The sequence below is a fragment of the Streptomyces sp. NPDC025651 genome, assembly GCF_055558735.1.
The window spans coordinates 1,515,674-1,537,192 of record NZ_JBVHLZ010000001.1; the positions used below are offsets into that span (position 1 = coordinate 1,515,674).

Genomic DNA, 21,519 nt, shown 5'->3' on the forward strand with positions numbered 1-21,519 from the left:
CCCCTGTCACCACTCTCAAGAAAGGTGCGGACCGGCGTGGCCGACCGTCTCATCGTCCGTGGCGCGCGCGAGCACAATCTCAAGAACGTCTCGCTCGACCTCCCGCGTGACTCCCTCATCGTGTTCACCGGTCTCTCCGGGTCGGGCAAGTCCTCGCTCGCGTTCGACACGATCTTCGCCGAGGGCCAGCGGCGGTACGTCGAGTCGCTGTCCTCGTACGCCCGGCAGTTCCTCGGCCAGATGGACAAGCCCGACGTCGACTTCATCGAGGGGCTCTCCCCGGCGGTCTCCATCGACCAGAAGTCGACCTCGCGCAACCCGCGCTCGACGGTCGGCACCATCACCGAGGTCTACGACTACCTGCGCCTGCTCTTCGCGCGCATCGGCAAGCCGCACTGCCCCGAGTGCGGCAGGCCCATCTCCCGGCAGTCGCCGCAGGCCATCGTCGACAAGGTCCTCGAGCTGCCCGAGGGCAGCCGCTTCCAGGTCCTCTCGCCGCTGGTGCGCGAGCGCAAGGGCGAGTTCGTCGACCTCTTCGCCGACCTGCAGACCAAGGGGTACTCCCGCGCGCGGGTCGACGGCGAGACGATCCAGCTCTCCGAGCCGCCCACGCTCAAGAAGCAGGAGAAGCACACCATCGAGGTGGTCGTCGACCGCCTCACGGTGAAGGACTCCGCCAAGCGTCGCCTGACCGACTCCGTGGAGACCGCCCTCGGCCTCTCCGGAGGCATGGTCGTGCTCGACTTCGTCGACCTCCCCGAGGACGACCCCGAGCGCGAGCGCATGTACTCCGAGCACCTCTACTGCCCGTACGACGACCTGTCCTTCGAGGAGCTGGAGCCCCGCTCCTTCTCCTTCAACTCGCCCTTCGGCGCCTGCCCGGACTGCACCGGCATCGGTACGCGCATGGAGGTCGACCCCGAGCTGATCGTCCCGGACGAGGACAAGTCGCTCGACGAGGGCGCCATCCACCCCTGGTCGCACGGCCACACCAAGGACTACTTCGGCCGGCTCGTCGGCGCCCTCGCGGACGCCCTCGGCTTCTCCACCGACATGCCCTGGGCCGGACTCCCGCAGCGCGCCAAGAAGGCCCTCCTGTACGGCCACAAGACCCAGATCGAGGTCCGCTACCGCAACCGGTACGGCCGCGAGCGGGTCTACACCACCGCCTTCGAAGGCGCCGTCCCCTTCGTCAAGCGCCGCCACAGCGAGGCCGAGAGCGACGCGAGCCGCGAGCGCTTCGAGGGCTACATGCGCGAGGTGCCCTGCCCCACCTGTGAGGGCACCCGCCTCAAGCCGATCGTCCTGGCCGTCTCGGTCATGGGGAAGTCCATCGCCGAGGTCTCCGCGATGTCCATCAGCGACTGCGCGGACTTCCTCGCGGAGCTGAAGCTGGGCGCCCGCGACAAGAAGATCGCCGAGCGCGTCCTCAAGGAGGTCAACGAACGGCTGCGCTTCCTGGTCGACGTCGGCCTGGACTATCTGTCGCTGAACCGCGCCGCGGGCACGCTCTCCGGAGGCGAGGCCCAGCGCATCCGCCTGGCCACGCAGATCGGCTCCGGCCTGGTCGGCGTGCTCTACGTACTGGACGAGCCGTCCATCGGTCTCCACCAGCGCGACAACCACCGCCTGATCGAGACCCTCGTGCGCCTGCGCGACATGGGCAACACCCTCATCGTCGTCGAGCACGACGAGGACACCATCAAGGTCGCCGACTGGGTCGTCGACATCGGCCCCGGCGCGGGCGAGCACGGCGGCAAGGTCGTGCACAGCGGCTCCATGAAGGAGCTGCTCGCCAACGACAAGTCGATCACCGGGCAGTACCTCTCGGGCAAGAAGTCCATCCCGGTCCCGGACGTGCGCCGTCCCGCCGACCCCTCCCGCCGGCTCACGGTGCACGGCGCCCGCGAGAACAACCTGCGGGACATCGACGTCTCCTTCCCGCTCGGCGTCCTCACGGCGGTCACGGGCGTCTCGGGCTCCGGCAAGTCGACCCTCGTCAACGACATCCTGTACACGCACCTGGCACGGGAGCTGAACGGCGCACGCTCCGTCCCCGGCCGCCACACGCGCGTGGACGGCGACGAGCTGGTCGACAAGGTCGTGCACGTCGACCAGTCGCCCATCGGCCGCACCCCGCGCTCGAACCCGGCGACGTACACCGGAGTCTTCGACCACGTCCGCAAGCTCTTCGCGGAGACGACCGAGGCGAAGGTCCGGGGCTACCTCCCCGGGCGCTTCTCCTTCAACGTCAAGGGCGGTCGCTGCGAGAACTGCTCCGGTGACGGCACCATCAAGATCGAGATGAACTTCCTCCCGGACGTGTACGTCCCGTGCGAGGTCTGCCACGGCGCGCGCTACAACCGCGAGACGCTGGACGTGCACTACAAGGGCAAGTCCATCGCCGAGGTCCTCGACATGCCCATCGAGGAGGCGCTCGGCTTCTTCGAGGCCGTGCCCGCCATCGCGCGTCACCTGAAGACGCTCAACGACGTCGGCCTCGGGTACGTACGCCTCGGTCAGTCCGCGCCCACCCTCTCCGGAGGCGAGGCCCAGCGCGTGAAGCTGGCCTCCGAGCTCCAGAAGCGCTCCACGGGCCGGACGGTCTACGTCCTGGACGAGCCGACCACCGGTCTGCACTTCGAGGACATCAGCAAGCTGATCACGGTCCTGTCCGGCCTGGTCGACAAGGGCAACACGGTCATCGTCATCGAGCACAACCTCGACGTCATCAAGACCGCGGACTGGGTCGTCGACATGGGCCCCGAGGGCGGCAGCGGCGGCGGTCTGGTCGTCGCCGAGGGCACCCCCGAGGAGGTCGCCGGGGTGCCGACCAGCCACACCGGCAAGTTCCTGCGGGACATCATCTCGGCGGACCGGATCAGCGACGCGCTGCCCTCGCAGGGCCGCAAGCCCGCCAAGAAGGTCCCGGCGAAGAAGTCCGCCGCCAAGAAAGCGGTGGCGGCGAGCGCCACGGCCACGAAGAAGACGGCGACGGTCACGGCGGACACCACCGCCAAGAAGGCCGCCTCTCCGAAGAAGACGGCCCCCACGAAGAAGGCCGCCACCACGAAGAAGGCGGCCCCCGCCAAGAAGGCCGCCGCCAAGAAGGCGACCGCCACGAAGGCGACGCGGGCCCGCAAGGCCTGACGCTCTCCTTCGGCGCGCCGCGGCGCCCCGTCCCTCACCAGGGGCGGGGCGCTCGCGCGTCGTACGCACGGGGCGTACGACCCCGCCGACCCGAACTCCCCTTGTCCACCGCCCCGTTCCCGTGGTCGGCTTGTGTCATGCCCGTACGCAGCGAACGCGCAGGCCCCGTCACCACCGTTGTCCTGTCCCGCCCCGCCGCGCGGAACGCCGTCGACGGGCCCACCGCTCGCGCCCTCGCGGACGCCTTCCGTGACTTCGAGGCCGACCCGGACGCCTCCGTCGCCGTCCTGTGGGGCGAGGGCGGCACCTTCTGCGCGGGCGCGGACCTCAAGGCCATCGGCACCCCGGACGGCAACGCGGTCACCAAGGACGGGGACGGCCCCATGGGCCCGTCCCGGATGCGCCTGTCCAAGCCCGTGATCGCGGCGATCTCCGGGCACGCCGTCGCGGGCGGCCTCGAACTCGCCCTCTGGTGCGACCTGCGCGTCGCCGAGGAGGACGCCGTCCTCGGGGTGTTCTGCCGCCGCTGGGGCGTCCCGCTCATCGACGGCGGGACGGTGCGGCTGCCCCGGCTGATCGGCGAGGGCCGGGCCCTCGACCTGATCCTGACCGGCCGCGCCGTGGGCGCCGCGGAGGCGCTCGGCATGGGCCTGGTCAACCGCACCGTGCCCACCGGCACCTCGCGCGCGGCAGCCGAGCGCCTCGCCGCCGAGATCGCCGCGTTCCCGCAGACCTGCCTGCGGCGCGACCGGCTCTCCGTGCTCGACCAGGGCGGCCTGACCGAACAGGAGGCGATGGCGGTCGAGTTGGGGCACGGCCTGCACTCGCTGGCCGACGCCGCCGAGGGCGCCGCCCGCTTCGCCGCGGGAGCGGGCCGGCACGGGGTGTTCACGGACCGCTGAGACAGGGTGTTCACGGACCGCTGAGACGGGGTGTTCACGGACCGCTGAGACGGGGTGTTCACGGACCCCCCTGAGGGCGTGCCGATGCCCGCCCCCTCCCCGCGGGCCGCGGTTCAGCCCTGCTCCGCCTCGGGCTCCAGGAACTGCATGTCCAGCTGGATCTTCACCACGTCACCGAGCAGGCCGGGAGCGAAGTCGAGGCCGAAATCGCCGCGGCGGATCTCGCCCGTCGCCTCGAACCCGGCGTGCCGGCGGTCCTGGCCGGGGAAGCCCTGCACACCGCCGAACTCCACGCCCAGCGTCACCGGCCTGGTCACGTCGCCGATGGTCAACTGGCCCTCCATGGACCACTCCTCGCCCGAGCCCTCGATCCGCGTCGAACGGAAGGTCATCGTCGGCCGCTTCTCGACGTCGAGCAGGTCGGAGGCGACCACGTGCGCGTCCCTGTCCTTGTTGCCCGTGTCGATCGAGGCCAGCGCGATGGTCGCGGTCACCGACGAGGCCTCGGCGCTCCCGCCCACCACCAACTCGGCCCGGACGTCGGTGAAGCGGCCCCGCACCTTGGAGATGCCGAGGTGGCGGATGGAGAAGTTCACCGCGGAGTGGAAGGGGTCGATCTCCCAGTTCCCCGGTGCGAGCGGCAGTGTCGTGTCCGTCGTTTCAACAGTCATGCCGCCACTGTGAGGCCCGGTCGGCAGGGCAGGAAGGCCGGGCCGAGACTGGTAGTGACAGGGCCACGATCCGCGCGGCACCCGCTGATACGTTCGCACCGTGAGCGAGAACGAGCTGGGCGTCTTCCTGCGTACGCGCAGGGAGGCCGTGACACCCACCGAGGTCGGGCTGCCCAGCGGCCCCCGCCGCCGCACGCCGGGGCTGCGCCGCTCCGAGGTCGCGACCCTCGCGGGGATCAGCGTCGAGTACCTCACCCGGCTCGAACAGGGCCGGGACCGCCATCCGTCCGCCCAGGTGCTCGGCGCGCTCGCCGACGCGCTGCGCCTGAGCATGGAGGAGCGCATCCATCTGCGCCGCCTGGAGAAGGAGATGGGCGCGGGCAACCCCTGCTGTCCGACGGCCGTGCCGCCCGCGGACTCGGTGCGCCCCACGGTGCGCGCGATCCTGGACAGCCTGGAGCCCGCGCCCGCCGTCCTGCTCAACCGCCTCGCCGACGTCCTCGCCTGCACGGAGGGGTACCGGCGGATCGCGGCGCCGCTCGGCGTACTGGACGGAGAGCGGCCCAACCTCGCCCGGTTCGTGTTCACCGACGAGCGGGCCCGCGCCGCCTACGCCGACTGGGAGCGCCTCGCCGACGACCTGGTCGGACACCTCAAGACCGAGTCCATGCTCGACGACCCCCATGTGCGGGGCTTCGCCGACGAGTTGACGGTCATGGCGGGCGCCCCGTTCGCCGACCGCCTCACCGGGGCGCCCACGCTGCCCCGGCGCACCGGCGTCGAACCGATCGCCCACCCCGAGGCGGGCGGCCTCCGTCTGGCGTACGAGACGCTGGCGCTGCCCGACATCGACCCGCAGCGCCTGATCGTCTACGTCCCCGCCGACGACGCCACGTCGGTGGCCCTCGACCGGCTCAACGGCCGCAGACCCGGCGGCCTGCACGCCGTGAACGGCTGACCCGCCCGCCCTGGGCGCCCGTCGAGGAACCGGCCCCGAGCCCCCGGGCGTCCCTTCCCCATGAAGCGATACCGGACCGGGGCCCTGATCGCCCTCCTCGTGACCGTGTGCACGGTCGTGGGCGCCTTCGTGTGGGTGAGCGGGGACGCGGGCCCTCCGACGCGCCATCGGCCGGACCCCCGCTTCGAAGACGCCTCCCTCGTCCACTTCGAGTCGGGCACCCATGTGCGCGGCAGCTCCGTGCGGACGGTGCTGCGCTCACGCCACGACGTGACGGCGTTCAGCGGCTGGTTCCCCCGCCTCGACGTGGAATCCGACCTCGCCGGACGGGACTTCCGTACCGAGGCGCTGATCGCCTTCATATGGGGCACGGCTTGTACGCGGGGAGATTCGGCGGTACTGACCCACGCCGAACCCACGGGTTTCTCCGTGCGCCTGACGGACACGACCACCAGTCAGACCTGCACGGAGCCGTACAGCGCCATCGCGGTGTTCGCCGTGCCTCGGGACGAGGCGCCCGAGGACATGCACATCGGCGGCATGCCGCCGGGACCGCCGGGCCCCGCGGAGCAGATCGCGTTCGCCCCGCTGCGCGAGGCGGTGCGACCGCGCGGCGCCGAGGTCAGCCAGCCCGACCAGCTCCGGGACTTCCTGGACGGGCTGCCCGAGGAGCGAAAGGGGTCTCAGCTGGAGGACCTGCCTGAAACCAGCGCGGGACAACGCCTGTTCGCGTACGTCATCCAGGGCTGCCGGCACACCGGTGCCGTGCTGCGCATCACCGAGAAGCGGATGGTCCCGGAGCCGGTGGGCGGCAAGGGGGTCCGCTGCGTGGCGCCGGAGTCGTTCGTGGCGGTGTTCCGCGTACCGGCCCAGCAGGTACCGCCCACGGCTGCCGTCGGGTGACGTGGTCGAGTGACCTAGTCGAGGCCGAGCTCCGCCGCGTACGGAGGCTCCGCGCCCGCCCGTGAGCAGGTGACCGCCGCCGCCCGCGCGGCGAACCGCAGCACGTCGGCGAGGGAGGCGGCGTCGAGCCCGGCCAGCTCCCTTGCCGACAGCGCGCCCCGCGCCGCGAGGCCGTGCAGCAGCGCCGCGTTGACCGTGTCGCCCGCGCCGATCGTGTCCACCACGTCGACGCGCTCGCCGGGCACACGCAGCTCCGCGCCGCCTCGTGTGTACAGCGACAGGCCGTTCCCGCCGTGCGTGACGACCACGGCAGCGGGCCCGGCCGCCAGCCACTCGTGCGGGGTGCCACCGAGCCAGTCGGCGTCCTCCTGCGACAACTTGAGCAGCGCGACCGACGGCAGCCAGCTCTTGAACCGGGCGCGGTAGGCGTCCGCGTCGGGGATCAGACCGGTGCGGATGTTCGGGTCGAGCGCCGTGAAGACCCCGCGGTCCGCCGCGCGGCGCATCAGCTCCTCGTACGCGCTCGCGCCCGGCTCCAGGGCGAGCGAGCAGGTGCCGAACGACATCGCCCGTACCCCGTCGGGCAGTTCGGAGGGCACCTCGAAGAGCCGGTCGGCCGTGCCCTCGACGTAGAAGGAGTACCCGGCCGAGCCGTCCGCGTCGATCGAGGCGACGGCGAGCGTCGTCGGCTCGGGGCCCCGCTGCACGTACGACAGGTCGACGCCCGCGGCCCGCAGTCCGCCGAGCAGCGCCTCGCCGAACGCGTCCCGCGACACGCGCGAGCAGAAGGCGACGGGAGAGCCGAGCCTGCCGAGCGCGACGGCGGTGTTGTAGGGGCCGCCGCCGAGGCGCGGCGCGAGCGCGGGCAGCCCCGCGCCGCCCGGACCCTGCGCCACCTGTGCCGCCTGCGTCCCCTGTATCCCCTGTGCCCCTTGCCCTTCCCGCGTCTCCTGGGGGACGAGGTCGATCAGGGCCTCTCCGGCGACGACTATCACGGGCGGTTCCTCTCGGGCGCTGCCTGGGCTCGGCTCACGGCGCCGCACGCGGGCGCGCGGCGTCCCGTTCAGGCTAGGCCGTGCGCGGGGCCGAGGGCCGGAGCGGGCGGCACTCGGGCACGCCCGAACCCGACACGGTCACGGCGCCTCGCACCGGTATGGTCTGATCCGTCACCGATGCCCCTGACCTGTGGAGACACCATGTCCGGCACGCCTCCTGCCCGTCGCACCGTGCTGCGGGCCGCCGCTCTCGCCCCGGCCGTCGGGCTCGGGCTCACCGCCTGCTCGTCCGGCGGCGACGGTGGCTCCCGGTCGGCGCCGACCGCGCCGGTGGACCTCGGGAAGTCCGACGACGTGAAGGTGGGCGCCTCGAAGCTGTACACGGACCAGAACGTGGTCGTCAGCCGCATCTCCGACGACGAGTACAAGGCGTTCAGCACGATCTGCACGCACGCGCGCTGTCCGATCAACAAGCTGGAGGGGCACAAGCTCATCTGCCATTGCCACGGCAGCCAGTTCGACGCCACGAACGGCAAGGTGCTGCACGAGCCGGCCGTCACCCCGCTTCCCGAACTGCCGGTGAAGGTGGAGAACGGCAAGATCATCGCAGGCCCCGAGAAGAAGGCCTAGTCCGCTCCCTTCCCGGAGCGCCCGGAGCGCCCCTGCAAGAAGGCCCCGTTCACGCCCAGTCCCACGCGATCCCCAGGATCCCCGCCCGCACCTGCGGTTCCACCAGGTGCACCGAGCGGTGGCTGCCGCTCAGCGTCAGCTCCTGCCGGCCGCCGCGCGGGGCCGCGGCCGAATGCTGGGCGAAGCGGTGGCAGCGTACGGGCAGGGCCTGTTCGTCGAAGCGCACCTGCAGGGCGTACTGCCCGCCCGCGTAGGTGAAGCCGCGCACGTACTCGGTGGCCACGCCCGCCGTGCCGTCCTCGAAGCCGTAGCCGAACAGATGGGTGTCGCCCGCGCGCAGACGGGCGTCGAAGAGCAGCTCGGCGACCAGCACGCCCGTGCCCTGGTGCCATCGCACGCGTCCCGTACGGCAGTTCTCCAGGGCGCGCACGCGGACGCGGTCGGGGGCACAGCCGGGGTCTCCGTAGTGGATGGCCACATAGCGGTCCACGCCGTCCCGGTGGGCGCGCACGACGTGCTGCGAGTCGCGGCCGACCAGTTCGCGCAGCGCGCCGATGCGCACCCGCTCGTGGTGGCCGATGGTGTGCAGGCCGCCGTCGACGGGGGAGTCGAGCTCGGCGAGGAGGGCCCGCAGCACGTCGGCCGCCTCCACCAGTGAGCGGTACGAGCGCGCGGCGGGCCGTTCCCGGTCGGCGCGGTCGGGCGGCTGGACGAGGAGGCGGATCAACGACTCCTCGGGGAGCCGCAGTATCTCTTCGAGGGCGCGTACGGCACGCAGGGACTCGGCGCGCTGCGGGCGCCGGGCGCCCTGCTGCCAGTAACTCAGGCTCGTCACGCCGACGTTGACCCCCTGCCGGGCCAGGTGGTGGCGTATGCGCTGCAGGGGGAGCCGGCGCGCGGCGATCGCGGTGCGCAGCGCGACGTGGAACGGCCCCGTACGCAGAGCGGCCTCCAGGTCCGCCGAGGGCTCGCCCCCGTCATCCGCTTCGTTGTGCTCGTCCGCGAGTCGTGTGGCGTGCCGCAATGCGGACTCCTTCTGTGAACGTTCACTTCTGTCGCCCTGGCGTTCATGCCGGTGAAAGCGGGGTGCCAGGTCGGCGTACGGCCCATGTTCACATTCGTACGACGCTGTTCACGGGCCAAGTAATGCCGTATTGAAGCTTGTTGACCTGCACTCGACAACACTCGATGCTCAATCGCAGCGTCCGGACGCGGTCCTCCACACCCCACATCCCCGCTTGGGAGGAACGCGATGCGCCAACCACACAGCAGGAGGAGCGGCACAGGCAGACGGAGACACCTCTCCGCGCTCGCCGTCGTCGCAGCAGCCCTCTTCGTCGCGCCGACGGCCACGGCCACGGCGGCCCCGCTCGCCCCCGCAGCCACCCCCGTCACCGCGGTCGCGCCCGCGGCGAGCGGGACGAGTGCCGCCGATCCGTCCGTCCTGGCGGCCAAGCGTCTGAACATCACCATGCAGGCGCAGCAGAAGACCAACTGGTGCTGGGCCGCCGCGGGCAACACCATTGCCACGTACCTGGGCCGCAACCACAGCCAGAACCAGTTCTGCAACGCGGCCTTCGGGCGCAACCAGAACACCGAGTGCCCCAACAACCAGGCCACGCTCGGCAATGTGCAAAGCGGTCTGCGCTGGGCGGGCATCAACCCCGGTTCGTACGTCACCGGCTGGCTGCGCTACCCGACCGTGAAGGCCGAGATCGACGCGGGCCGCCCGGTCGAGACGCGGATCCAGTGGTCCAACGGCGGCGGCCACATGCACGTCATCTACGGCTACGACGACGCCAACAGCTGGGTCTACTGGGGCGATCCCTGGCCCTCCAGCGACCGCTACAACTGGGCCTCGCACGCCTGGTACGTCGACAACAACACCTTCTCCTGGACCCACTCGCTCTACCGGATCGGGGCGTGAGAGCGATGACCCGTCACCTGCTCAAGGCCGCGCTCGCAGGCTCGGCGGCCACCCTCCTCCTCGGCCTCGCCGCCCCCGCCGCCTCCGCCGACTCCGGCCCCGCGGCGCCCTCCGCGGCCTCCCGCGCCGCCGCGCACGAGGCGGCCTCGGCGCCGCGGACCCTCGACACCCTCTCCCGCTTCTTCGCGCGGGAGGGCGCGGTCAGCAGGTCCGCCGCGGACCCGCGGATCGAGGGCAGGAGCGTGCCCGTGTACTACCTCTCCCCGGAGTTCGTCGCGGGCAAGAAGGGCGCGCCGATCGCCCGCCTGGAGTTCCTCGCGGACAAGGCGGTCTCTTCCGACGGCCAGGAAGCGTCCCTGTGGACCGTGAAACAAGGCGGCTCCTGGCAGGTCGTGAACATCGCCACCGGGGACGACGAGACCCACTACGCGCGCGTGGGTGCCAAGAAGTCCCCCGGAGGCACCGTCTTCCACGAGCCGCAGATCAACGCCTGGTACGTCCGGACCGACGGGGACGACGCCCACGCGCGCGTGCTGCCGCTCGACAAGGACGCGGTGCGCGCCGTGGGCGCCGAGGGGACCTCGGTCGCCGCCTACCGCGAGCGCGTCCAGAAGGCGTACGGCGACAAGCTGCCCGGCACCGCGTACGAGAAGTCGGGCAAGGCGGGCGGCTACGGCACCGAGAAGCCCGCGAAGGAGTCCGTGCAGGGGCCGGTCACGGTGGCCTCCTCGATAGCCGGCGCGGGCGCCCTGCTCGCCCTCGGCATCTCCGGCACGGCACTGGTGCGGCGCCGCGCGGCGCGGCGGCAGGACTGACCCGTCACGGGGAGCGGCGGCCGGGACACCGGCCGCCGCCTTCGTGCGCCGACCCGTCAGCTCAGCGCGCTGCCCGCGCGCCACTCCTGCCAGCCGACGTTCCACGCTCCGTATCCGTTGCCCGCCGCCACGGTCTCCTTGGAACCGACGACCCGCACGATGTCTCCGGGGATCACGGTTTCGTAGAAGCGGCGTGCGGTTCCGTCGGTGGCCAGGCCTATGCAGCCGTGCGTGACGTTGGTCCGCCCCGCGGCGGCGTTCGCGTTCGGGTTCTCGTGGAGGTAGGTCCCCGAAGTCGTCAGGTGGACCGCGTAGTTGTAGTAGTCCTTGTACGCCTTTCCGTAGCCCACTGTCCGCGAGTCCATGAGCACCCGGGACTGCTTGTCGAGGACGACCATCGTGCCGTTCCAGGTGTCCATGCCCGCGGCGCCCGCCGTGACCTTCACGCGGCGCGTCCTGCCGTCCTCGACCACGGTCATCGTGTGGGTGCGCACGTCCACGGTGGCGACCAGCGAACGGCCCACCTCGAACGTCCGGGTGGTCGAGGCGCCCACCCGTACGGTGACCCTCGTGCCGGGCTTCCACGGCTCGCGCGGGCGGTAGTCCACGCGCTGCCCTTCGTGCAGACTGCGGTCCTTGACCCAGCTCCACGACCCGGTCGCCCCGGGGTCGGCCAGCACCTTCAACCGCCGTTCCACCGCCGCCCGTTCCGCGGCCGGCACCGGGCGGTCGAACGTGAGCGAGACCGGCATGCCGACGCCGACGGTCTGTCCTTCGGAGACGTTGATCCGCGCGCCCTTGAGGGCGGCGGGCTCCACGACGGGCCGCCGCTTCGCCTTGGCCCGCTCCTTCACGGCCGCTCCGCGGTCGGCCGCCGTCGTCACGGACTTCGGTTCGCCCGCGCCGTCCCGCCCGTCCGCCGCGGAGCAGCCCGCGAGCGCCAGCGGGCAGAGCGCCGCGGCTCCCCACACGCGCGCGTTGCGCCTCATCCTGATTCCTGTGGTCATCGGTCCCCCTGGGCTGTGTTTCGATGTACGCGACCTGTACGCACGGGGGAGGCGGCAGGTTGCAGACCAATCCCAGGAATTTCCGATCACGTGATCCGGCAGGGCCGGACGGGGGCGCGGGGGCATGACGGAGGACGAGTTCGACGCGTTCTACGCCGCCGCCTTCCCGCGCCTGGTCGGCCAGTTGTACGCCCTGACCGGTGACCACGGCGAGGCACAGGACGTGGTCCAGGAGGCGTTCGTGCGGGCCTGGGACCGCCGGCAGGACTTCCTCGCCGACGAGGCGCCCGAGGCGTGGATCCGCACGGTCGCCATGCGCCTGGCCGTGAGCCGCTGGCGCAGGGCCCGACGCTGGCTCGACCTCGTGCGCAGGAACCCGCCCGCCGACCGCGTCCCCGGCCCAGGACCCGAGCACACCGCCCTGGTGGAGGCGTTGCGCGCGCTCCCGGAAGCGCAGCGCACGGCCGTCGTGCTGCACCACCTGTGCGACCTCAGCGTGGAGCAGGTAGCCTCCGAGACCGGCTCGCCCGTGGGCACGGTCAAGGCCCGCCTCTCGCGCGGCCGGGCGGCGCTCGCCGCGCGGTTGGCCGCCGAGCGGGACGACGACGGCGACGACCAGCGGAGCGCGAAGGAGGGTGGCCGTGTCCGATGACCTGACCTCCACCGACCTGACCTCCGCGCTCAAGGACCTCGCGGCCGGCCACCAGAGCCCGGCGCCCGTCGCGGGAGCCGAGATCCGCCGCAGGGCCACCACGCGCCGCCGCCGTCGCCGTACCGCGTACGCGGGAGCGGCCCTGGTCACCGCCGCCGTCGCCGCGACCGTCACCGCGGGGCTGCTGTCCGGGTCCGACGACCGCTCGCGCGAGCGCCCCGCCCCCGTCGCGACGGACGGCATCGGAAAGCCCGCCGCCACGGTCGACCTGTCCCTGCGCCGGATGACCGTCGCGGGCCGGGAGCTGCCCGTCTCGGGAGGCACCGCGCGGCACCCCACGCCCACCGGTCGCCTCACGGTCGTCGCCACGCACCGCGAAAAGCGCATGCCCGCGGGGGACTTCGGCCTCGGCGGCGAGTACGACCTGAAGCTGCCCTGGGTGATCGAGCTGCGCACCCCGGGCGGCGGGAGGAACTACGTCGTCGCCCTGACCTACGACGAGCAGGCCCCCGGCACCAGGGACATCACCCGGGGCTGGATCGGCCTGCGCCCCGACGACGCCCGGTGGCTCCACGACCGGCTCGAACCGGGCGACGTCATCGCCGTCACCGCCGGCGGATCCGGACGCTGACCCGCGCTGTCGGACCTCGCCAGTAGGCTGTCCGACATGGCCGACCCTTCCAGCTACCGCCCCCAGCCGGGACAGATCCCCGACGCCCCGGGGGTCTACAAATTCCGCGACGAGCACCGCCGGGTGATCTATGTCGGGAAGGCCAAGAGCCTGCGTCAGCGCCTGGCCAACTACTTCCAGGATCTGGCCAATCTCCACCCGCGTACGCGCTCCATGGTGACGACGGCCGCCTCCGTCGAGTGGACGGTCGTCACCACCGAGGTCGAGGCGCTCCAGCTGGAGTACTCCTGGATCAAGGAGTTCGACCCCCGGTTCAACGTCAAGTACCGCGACGACAAGAGCTATCCGTACCTCGCGGTGACGATGAACGAGCAGTTCCCGCGCGTGCAGGTGATGCGCGGCGCGAAGAAGAAGGGCGTGCGCTACTTCGGTCCCTACGGCCACGCGTGGGCGATCCGCGACACGGTCGACCTCCTGCTGCGCGCCTTCCCCGTCCGCACCTGTTCCGCGGGCGTGTTCAAGAACGCCGCGCGCACCGGCCGCCCCTGCCTGCTCGGCTACATCGGCAAGTGCGCGGCGCCCTGCGTGGAGCGCATCACCCCCGAGGACCACCGCCAACTCGCCGAGGACTTCTGCGACTTCATGGCGGGCCGCACGGGGACGTACATCCGCCGCCTGGAGCGCCAGATGACGGACGCGGCCGAGGAGATGGAGTACGAGAGGGCGGCGCGCCTGCGCGACGACATCGACGCCCTCAAGAAGGCGATGGAGAAGAGCGCCGTCGTCCTCGCCGACGCCACGGACGCGGACCTCATCGCCCTCGCCGAGGACGAGCTCGAAGCCGCCGTGCAGATCTTCCACGTCCGCGGCGGCCGTGTGCGCGGACAGCGCGGCTGGGTCACCGACAAGGTCGAGGCGGTCACCAGCGGCGACCTCGTCGAGCACGCGCTCCAGCAGCTGTACGGAGAGGAGAGGGGCGACGCCGTACCCAAGGAGGTGCTCGTCCCCGCGCTGCCCGACCCCATAGAGCCGGTCCAGGAGTGGCTGACCGAGCGCCGCGGCGCGAACGTCTCGCTGCGCGTCCCGCAGCGCGGCGACAAGAAGGCCCTCATGGAGACCGTCGCGCGCAACGCCCAGCAGTCCCTCGTCCTGCACAAGACCAAGCGAGCCTCCGACCTCACCACGCGCTCGCGCGCGCTCGAGGAGATCGCCGCCGCCCTGGATCTCGACAGCGCCCCACTGCGCATCGAGTGCTACGACATCTCGCACCTGCAGGGCGACGACGTGGTGGCGTCGATGGTCGTCTTCGAGGACGGCCTCGCCCGCAAGAGCGAGTACCGCCGCTTCCAGATCAAGGGCTTCGAGGGTCAGGACGACGTCCGCTCCATGCACGAGGTGATCACGCGCCGCTTCAAGCGGTACCTCGCGGAGAAGGAGAAGACGGGGGAGTGGGTGGACGAAGAGACGGGTGAGGTGGCGGACACCGGCCCGACCGAGGAGGACGGCCGCCCCAAGCGCTTCGCCTACCCGCCCCAGCTCGTCGTGGTCGACGGCGGCCAGCCGCAGGTCGCGGCCGCCAAGCGGGCCCTGGACGAGCTCGGCATCGACGACATCGCGGTCTGCGGCCTCGCCAAGCGCCTGGAGGAGGTCTGGGTCCCGGACGAGGACGACCCGGTGATCCTGCCGCGCACCAGCGAGGGGCTCTACCTCCTCCAGCGCGTACGTGACGAGGCGCACCGCTTCGCCATCACCTACCAGCGCACCAAGCGGGCCAAGCGCTTCCGCGCCGGGCCCCTGGACGAGGTCCCGGGCCTCGGCGACGCGCGCAAACAGACACTGATCAAGCACTTCGGTTCGGTGAAGAAGCTCCGATCCGCGACAATCGACCAGATCTGCGAGGTTCCCGGCGTGGGCCGCAAGACGGCCGAGGCCGTCGTGGCGGCCTTCGCCCGAGCGGCACCCGCCGCACCCGCCGTGAACACGGCGACCGGAGAGATCATGGAAGAGGAGGAGCCCGTGACCGCGGGCACCTCGGAGGAACGACGGGGGCAGGAGACATGAGCGAGCACGACGAAGGTGGAGAGCAAGTGAGTGCGGGCACGCCGATCGAGACGCCAGGAGTACCGGAAGCGGCGATCCCCGAACTGGTGATCATCTCCGGCATGTCGGGCGCCGGACGCAGCACGGCGGCCAAGTGCCTGGAGGACCTCGGCTGGTTCGTGGTCGACAACCTGCCGCCCGCGCTGATCCCCACCATGGTGGAGCTCGGCGCCCGCTCGCAGGGCAACGTCGCCCGCATCGCGGTCGTCGTCGACGTGCGCGGCAGGCGCTTCTTCGACAACCTCCGCGACTCCCTCGCCGAGCTGGAGTCGAAGAACGTCACGCGGCGCATCGTCTTCCTGGAGTCCTCGGACGAGGCCCTGGTCCGCCGCTTCGAGTCGGTCCGCCGCCCGCACCCGCTGCAGGGCGACGGCCGCATCGTCGACGGCATCGCGGCCGAGCGCGACCTCCTGCGCGAGCTGCGCGGCGACGCCGACCTGGTCATCGACACCTCCAGCCTGAACGTGCACGAGCTGCGCGCGAAGATGGACGCCCAGTTCGCGGGCGAGGAGGAGCCCGAGCTGCGGGCCACGGTCATGTCCTTCGGCTTCAAGTACGGCCTGCCGGTCGACGCCGACCTGGTCGTGGACATGCGCTTCCTGCCCAACCCCCACTGGGTCCCCGAGCTGCGCCAGTACACCGGCATGAACGAGGAGGTCGCGGCGTACGTCTTCAACCAGCCCGGCGCCAAGGAGTTCCTCGACAGGTACGCCGAACTGCTCCAGCTCATCGCCGCGGGCTACCGCCGCGAGGGCAAGCGCTACGTGACGATCGCGGTCGGCTGTACGGGCGGCAAGCACCGCTCCGTGGCCATGTCGGAGAAGCTCGCGGCGCGCCTGGCGTCCGAGGGCGTGGAGACCGTCATCGTCCACCGGGACATGGGGCGCGAATGAAGCCCAACCGCCGGACCGTCCGCCTGAGCAGGCTGGGCCGCAAGCGGGGCACCCAGCCGAAGGTGGTCGCGCTCGGCGGGGGCATGGGCCTGTCCGCCTCGCTCGCCGCGCTGCGCCGCATCACCGGAGCCGGAGACCTCACCGCCGTCGTCACGGTCGCCGACGACGGCGGCTCCAGCGGGCGCCTGCGCGACGAGCTGGGCGTGCTGCCGCCCGGCGACCTGCGCAAGGCGCTCGCCGCGCTGTGCGGCGACGACGACTGGGGCCAGACCTGGGCCCGCGTCATCCAGCACCGCTTCCAGTCCAAGGGCGACCTGCACGAGCACGCGGTCGGCAATCTGCTGATCGTCGCCCTGTGGGAACAGCTCGGCGACCACGTCCAGGCCCTCGACCTGGTCGGCCGCCTGCTCGGCGCGCAGGGCCGCGTCCTGCCCATGTCGGCCGTTCCACTGGAGCTCCAGGCACTGGTCAAGGGCCACGACCCCGAGCGCCCGGACGACGTGGACACCGTCCGCGGGCAGGCCACGGTGGCCCTCACCCCGGGCGAGGTCCAGTCCGTGCACGTCGTGCCGCACGACCCGCCGGCCGTCCCCGAGGCGGTCGCCGCCGTCCTCGACGCGGACTGGGTGGTGCTCGGCCCGGGATCCTGGTTCTCCTCGGTGATCCCGCACCTGCTGGTCCCCGAACTGCTCGACGCGCTCACCGAGACGAAGGCCCGCAAGGTCCTCTCGCTCAACCTCGCCCCGCAACCGGGAGAAACCGAAGGCTTCTCTCCGCAGCGTCATTTGGAGGTTTTGGCCCGACACGCCCCTAAACTCGCCCTGGACGTGGTGCTGGCCGACGACGCCGCCGTGCCCGATCGTGAGTCCCTGACCGATGCCGCCAAGCGGCTCGGTGCCACGGTCGAGCTGGCGCCCGTGGCCCGGCCCGACGGGACTCCGAGGCACGATCCGGAGCTCCTGGCAGCCGCGTACGACCGTATTTTTCGGATGCATGGAAGGATCGGCCCATGGCGATGACGGCAGCGGTGAAGGACGAGATCTCCCGGCTCCCCGTCACCCGGACCTGCTGCAGGAAGGCAGAGGTCTCGGCGATCCTGCGGTTCGCGGGCGGCCTTCACCTGGTGAGCGGCCGCATCGTGATCGAGGCGGAGCTGGACACCGCGATGGCCGCACGGCGGCTCAAGCGGGACATCCTGGAGATCTTCGGGCACAGCTCGGAGCTGATCGTGATGGCCCCCGGCGGGCTGCGGCGCGGCTCGCGCTACGTCGTCCGCGTGGTCGCGGGCGGCGACCAGCTGGCCCGCCAGACGGGGCTCGTGGACGGCCGCGGCCGTCCCATCCGCGGCCTGCCGCCGCAGGTGGTCTCGGGGGCCACCTGTGACGCGGAGGCGGCGTGGCGCGGCGCGTTCCTCGCGCACGGCTCGCTCACCGAGCCCGGCCGCTCCTCCTCCCTGGAGGTGACCTGCCCGGGCCCCGAGGCCGCGCTCGCGCTGGTGGGGGCCGCGCGCAGGCTGAGCATCGCCGCCAAGGCGCGCGAGGTGCGCGGCGTGGACCGCGTGGTCGTCCGCGACGGCGACGCGATCGGCGCCCTGCTCACCCGGTTGGGCGCACACGAGTCGGTGCTCGCCTGGGAGGAGCGGCGGATGCGGCGCGAGGTGCGCGCCACCGCCAACCGCCTGGCCAACTTCGACGACGCGAACCTGCGCCGCTCGGCCCGCGCGGCCGTCGCCGCGGGCGCCCGGGTGCAGCGCGCCCTGGAGATCCTCGGCGAGGAGGTGCCCGAGCACCTCGCGGCCGCCGGCCGCCTGCGCATGGAGCACAAGCAGGCCTCCCTGGAGGAGCTGGGCGCGCTCGCCGACCCGCCGCTGACCAAGGACGCGGTCGCGGGCCGCATCCGCCGCCTCCTGGCCATGGCCGACAAGCGGGCCCAGGACCTGGGCATTCCGGGTACGGAGTCCAATCTGACCGAGGAGCTCGCCGACAACATGGCGGTCTGACCGCCTCGTTCGCTCCCCGAGCCGCCGGTGCCCCGAGGCACCGGCGGCTTCTTTGCGTCCTCCTGGACGTCACCCTTCACGCCATATTGACATGATCATGAAGTATCACGAGCCTGGCGTTCGCGCACAAACGTGCCGGACGACTGCAAGGGGGGCTCATGAGACGAAAAGCGGGCGCGAGATCGATTCTCGCCGCGAGCGCACTGCTCATCGGCGGTCTCACCGCCGCGCCGCACGCCCAGGCCGCGGGGCCGGGCAGGACCCCGACGGCCGACGATCCGCAGGCCGTGAAGGTCTACCAGGCAGAGGTCACCAAGAAGCAGATCCCGATCCTCGTCAAGGCGGGCCAGGACGCCCATGAACTGGTGGGGCAGGCGCCCGAGCGCGGCACCGGCCGCGTCGAGCTGTACCTGACCGAGGGCCAGGCCAAGGCGATCGAGCGCCAGGGCATCGAACTGAGCGAGCACAAGGTCTCCAAGGCCGCGCAGAAGCGGCTCAAGGCCGCGGGGGACGGCGTCTTCCGGCCGTACAGCGGCAAGGGCGGGCTCCAGGAGGAGATCGTCAAGACCGGGCAGGCCCACCCCGACCTCACCAAGGTCGTCTCCATCGGCAAGACCCTCCAGGGCAAGGACATCCTCGCCCTGAAGCTCTCCAAGGGCGCCAAGAAGTCCAAGGACGGCTCCAAGCCGTCCACGCTCTACATGTCCAACCAGCACGCGCGCGAGTGGATCACTCCCGAGATGACCCGCCGCCTGATGCACCACTACCTGGACAACTACGGCAAGGACAAGCGCATCACCAAGCTCGTGAACTCCACCGAGCTCTGGTTCGTGATCTCCGCCAACCCCGACGGCTACGACTTCACGCACGCCGCCGACGGCGACCGCCAGTGGCGCAAGAACCTCCGTGACGTCGACGGCGACGGAAAGATCGCCCCGGGCGACGGCGTCGACCTCAACCGCAACTTCGCCTACAAGTGGGGCTACGACAACGAGGGTTCGTCCCCCGACGCGTCGTCGGAGACCTACCGCGGCACCGGGCCGATCTCCGAGCCCGAGACCAAGGCGATCGACCGCTTCCAGAAGCGCATCGGCTTCACGTACGGCATCAACTACCACTCCGCGGCCGAACTGATCCTCTACGGAGTGGGCTGGCAGGTCGCGACGCCGACCCCGGACGACGTGCTCTACAAGGCGCTCGCCGGCACCCCGGAGAAGCCCGCGATCCCCGGCTACCACCCGCAGGTCGCCTCCGAGCTCTACACCACCAACGGCGAGGCCGACGGCCACGCGGGCAACGTCAACGGCATCCCGATGTTCACGCCGGAGATGTCCACCTGCCAGACGGTGTCGAACATCGATCCCAACGACGCCTGGAAGCCCGAGGACTGCGCGTCCATCTTCACCTTCCCGGACGACGAGAAGCTGATCCAGCAGGAGTTCGCGAAGAACGTTCCCTTCGCGCTCGCCGTCGCCGAGACGGCGCTCCACCCCGACCAGCCGGTCTCCGTCACCGGCATCGAGGCCCCGGACTTCACCCCTGACTCCTTCTCCACCTCGTACGCGCGCGGCGGGGACCAGGAGGTCGCCGTCACCGCACGCAAGTCCGTGCGCGACAAGGAGCTCAAGTACCGCGTCAACGGCGGTCGTACGCAGGACGAGGACCTCAGGGCCTGGAAGGGCGGCGAGACCTACGGGGGCGACGACAACCTCCACTTCGACGAGTACCGCGCCGAGGTCGAGGGCGCGCGCGTGGGCGACAAGGTCGAGGTGTGGTTCGCCGGCCGCACGAAGAAGGGCCGTACCGAGAGCGAGCATTTCACGTACACCGTCGCCGAACGCCCCAAGGCCAACACGCTCGTCGTCGCCGAGGAGGGCGCGACGGCGACGCAGACCCAGAAGTACGTCGACGCGGTGAAGGCCAACGGCCGCTCGGCCACCGTCTGGGACGTCGCCAAGCAGGGCACCCCGCACCCGCTCGGCGTCCTGTCCCACTTCTCCGCGGTGGTCCACTACACCGGTGACCCCGTCCCCGGCGCACCCACCCAACTCGCCCTGCGCGACTACCTCAACGAGGGCGGCAAGCTCATCGAGTCCGGCGAGCGCGCCGGCGGCGACGTCGACCTCGGCGACGCCCTCACCGACGACTTCGCGCAGTACTACCTCGGCGCGTACGAGCGTCTGTCCGCACCCGGCGTCAAGAGCTTCACCGGCAGCGGCGCCCTCGACGGGGTGAGCACCCCGCTCGCCGCCGCCGACGCCAACCCGCTCGACAAGGCGGGCCGGTTCACCGTCACCTCCGACAACCTGCCGCCCAAGCAGTTCCCGCGGTTCGCGAGCGAGGCCGCGGGCTCCTACCCCGGCCTCACCAACCCGTACGCGCCCTTCGAGGGACAGGGCATGGCCTCGGCCACCCACGCCGACCGGGACTGGAAGCGGCTCACCCACACCTTCGACCTGACCGGCGTCACGGCCGCCGAAGCCCCGGAGCTGCGGTTCGCCCTCAACTGGAGCCTGGAGCCCGGCTACGACCACGGGCTTCTCGAGGCCCACACCGCGGGCGCCGACGACTGGACCACGCTGCCCGACAAGAACGGCAACTCGTCCAGCGCCGTGCCCGCCGAGTGCGAGGCCGGCTTCTTCCTCAACGGCCACCCGTTCCTGCGCCACTACCTGACGTCCGGCGCGGGCGGCTGCACGGCGAGCGGCACGAGCGGCGCCTGGAACAGCTTCACCGGCTCCTCCAGCGGCTGGAAGCCCGTCGCGTTCGACCTGAGCGCCTACGCGGGCAAGAAGGTCGAGATCTCCCTCAGCGCCGTCACCGACCCCTCCAGCGGCGGCCGCGGACTCTTCGCGGACAACGCGCAACTGGTCGTCGGCGGAGATGTCAAGGAGACCGAGGGATTCGAGTCCTCGCTCGGCTCCTGGAGCGTCGCTCCGCCCCCGGCCGGAAGCCCCAATATCACAGGCGACTGGTCCCGGACCGGGGAGCTCTACAGGCCCCACGCGGCGGTCACAGCGCGTGACAGCGTGCTGCTCGGCTTCGGGTTCGAGCATGTGCCCGGAAGTGCCGAGAGGGCCGCTCTTATGGGCGCCTCCCTGGCACATCTGCGCAGCTGACGCTGCGTAATCGGGACCTAGGTCCCGGTGGCCCGTATTCCTACTGGGGGGTACGGGCCACAGTGCCGCTCGCGGCCCCTCTCGATGTCACCTCAGGGCCTTCAGAGAGGTAGGGTCGGAGGCGGTCGGGGACATCCCATACAACTCGCCGGCGTCTAAAACCGGCG

18 protein-coding genes are annotated in these 21,519 nt (G+C 71.6%); 14 read left to right on the forward strand and 4 right to left on the reverse strand.

Annotation, left to right across the window (positions count from 1 at the left end; genetic code table 11):
* Positions 1-36: 36 nt before the first annotated feature.
* Together uvrA and ACZ4D5_RS07040 are read left to right on the forward strand one after the other, a co-directional pair.
* On the forward strand, positions 37-3,150 hold the full coding sequence (gene uvrA, locus ACZ4D5_RS07035; RefSeq protein ID WP_467771282.1) for an excinuclease ABC subunit UvrA: 3,114 nt from the start codon (positions 37-39) through the stop codon (positions 3,148-3,150).
* 137 nt (positions 3,151-3,287) lie between these two features.
* Positions 3,288-4,052, forward strand: a complete 765-nt coding sequence (locus ACZ4D5_RS07040) for a crotonase/enoyl-CoA hydratase family protein (protein WP_467771283.1) — start codon at positions 3,288-3,290, stop codon at positions 4,050-4,052.
* Positions 4,053-4,165: 113 nt separating this feature from the next.
* Here ACZ4D5_RS07040 and ACZ4D5_RS07045 read toward each other — a convergent pair whose 3' ends face one another.
* Positions 4,166-4,723 (reverse strand): YceI family protein, encoded by a 558-nt coding sequence (locus ACZ4D5_RS07045; RefSeq protein WP_467771284.1) that lies wholly within the window; start codon positions 4,721-4,723, stop codon positions 4,166-4,168.
* Between the two features lie 100 nt (positions 4,724-4,823).
* Between ACZ4D5_RS07045 and ACZ4D5_RS07050 the strand changes: the two genes are divergently transcribed.
* The gene (locus ACZ4D5_RS07050; protein WP_467771285.1) at positions 4,824-5,681 is read left to right on the forward strand and encodes a helix-turn-helix domain-containing protein; all 858 of its coding nucleotides are present in this window, start codon (positions 4,824-4,826) and stop codon (positions 5,679-5,681) included.
* Positions 5,682-5,741: 60 nt separating this feature from the next.
* The gene (locus ACZ4D5_RS07055; RefSeq protein ID WP_467771286.1) at positions 5,742-6,584 is read left to right on the forward strand and encodes a hypothetical protein; all 843 of its coding nucleotides are present in this window, start codon (positions 5,742-5,744) and stop codon (positions 6,582-6,584) included.
* A gap of 14 nt (positions 6,585-6,598) precedes the next feature.
* On the opposite strand, the gene ACZ4D5_RS07060 is transcribed toward ACZ4D5_RS07055, so the two are convergent.
* Entirely contained in the window at positions 6,599-7,579 is a 981-nt protein-coding gene (locus ACZ4D5_RS07060; RefSeq protein WP_467771287.1) for a carbohydrate kinase family protein, read from the reverse strand.
* Between the two features lie 201 nt (positions 7,580-7,780).
* Between ACZ4D5_RS07060 and ACZ4D5_RS07065 the strand changes: the two genes are divergently transcribed.
* On the forward strand, positions 7,781-8,209 hold the full coding sequence (locus tag ACZ4D5_RS07065; RefSeq protein ID WP_467771288.1) for a Rieske (2Fe-2S) protein: 429 nt from the start codon (positions 7,781-7,783) through the stop codon (positions 8,207-8,209).
* 49 nt (positions 8,210-8,258) lie between these two features.
* Here ACZ4D5_RS07065 and ACZ4D5_RS07070 read toward each other — a convergent pair whose 3' ends face one another.
* Entirely contained in the window at positions 8,259-9,233 is a 975-nt protein-coding gene (locus ACZ4D5_RS07070; protein ID WP_467771289.1) for a hypothetical protein, read from the reverse strand.
* Positions 9,234-9,461: 228 nt separating this feature from the next.
* Here ACZ4D5_RS07070 and ACZ4D5_RS07075 point away from each other — a divergent pair, with 228 nt between their 5' ends.
* Both ACZ4D5_RS07075 and ACZ4D5_RS07080 read left to right on the forward strand, forming a co-directional pair.
* On the forward strand, positions 9,462-10,136 hold the full coding sequence (locus ACZ4D5_RS07075) for a papain-like cysteine protease family protein (protein WP_467771290.1): 675 nt from the start codon (positions 9,462-9,464) through the stop codon (positions 10,134-10,136).
* 5 nt (positions 10,137-10,141) lie between these two features.
* Positions 10,142-10,951, forward strand: a complete 810-nt coding sequence (locus ACZ4D5_RS07080) for a hypothetical protein (RefSeq protein WP_467771291.1) — start codon at positions 10,142-10,144, stop codon at positions 10,949-10,951.
* 56 nt (positions 10,952-11,007) lie between these two features.
* On the opposite strand, the gene ACZ4D5_RS07085 is transcribed toward ACZ4D5_RS07080, so the two are convergent.
* Positions 11,008-11,940, reverse strand: a complete 933-nt coding sequence (locus ACZ4D5_RS07085) for a L,D-transpeptidase (protein WP_467771292.1) — start codon at positions 11,938-11,940, stop codon at positions 11,008-11,010.
* Positions 11,941-12,082: 142 nt separating this feature from the next.
* Between ACZ4D5_RS07085 and ACZ4D5_RS07090 the strand changes: the two genes are divergently transcribed.
* From ACZ4D5_RS07090 to ACZ4D5_RS07120, 7 genes are all read left to right on the forward strand, one after another.
* Complete coding sequence (locus ACZ4D5_RS07090; protein ID WP_467771293.1) at positions 12,083-12,610, forward strand: SigE family RNA polymerase sigma factor; 528 nt, start codon at positions 12,083-12,085, stop codon at positions 12,608-12,610.
* On the forward strand, positions 12,600-13,241 hold the full coding sequence (locus ACZ4D5_RS07095) for a L,D-transpeptidase (protein WP_467771294.1): 642 nt from the start codon (positions 12,600-12,602) through the stop codon (positions 13,239-13,241). The genes ACZ4D5_RS07090 and ACZ4D5_RS07095 overlap by 11 nt, the downstream gene beginning before the upstream one ends.
* A gap of 36 nt (positions 13,242-13,277) precedes the next feature.
* Positions 13,278-15,302, forward strand: a complete 2,025-nt coding sequence (gene uvrC / locus ACZ4D5_RS07100; protein ID WP_467771295.1) for an excinuclease ABC subunit UvrC — start codon at positions 13,278-13,280, stop codon at positions 15,300-15,302.
* Complete coding sequence (gene rapZ, locus ACZ4D5_RS07105) at positions 15,299-16,234, forward strand: RNase adapter RapZ (RefSeq protein ID WP_467771296.1); 936 nt, start codon at positions 15,299-15,301, stop codon at positions 16,232-16,234. The genes uvrC and rapZ overlap by 4 nt, the downstream gene beginning before the upstream one ends.
* A complete protein-coding gene (locus tag ACZ4D5_RS07110) occupies positions 16,231-17,253 on the forward strand; it encodes a gluconeogenesis factor YvcK family protein (protein ID WP_467771297.1) in 1,023 nt (340 codons plus the stop codon). Before rapZ ends, ACZ4D5_RS07110 begins: the two co-directional genes overlap by 4 nt.
* Complete coding sequence (gene whiA, locus ACZ4D5_RS07115; protein ID WP_362335382.1) at positions 17,244-18,233, forward strand: DNA-binding protein WhiA; 990 nt, start codon at positions 17,244-17,246, stop codon at positions 18,231-18,233. The genes ACZ4D5_RS07110 and whiA overlap by 10 nt, the downstream gene beginning before the upstream one ends.
* Positions 18,234-18,391: 158 nt before the next feature.
* Complete coding sequence (locus ACZ4D5_RS07120; protein ID WP_467771298.1) at positions 18,392-21,352, forward strand: M14 family metallopeptidase; 2,961 nt, start codon at positions 18,392-18,394, stop codon at positions 21,350-21,352.
* The last annotated feature ends 167 nt before the right edge of the window (positions 21,353-21,519 follow it).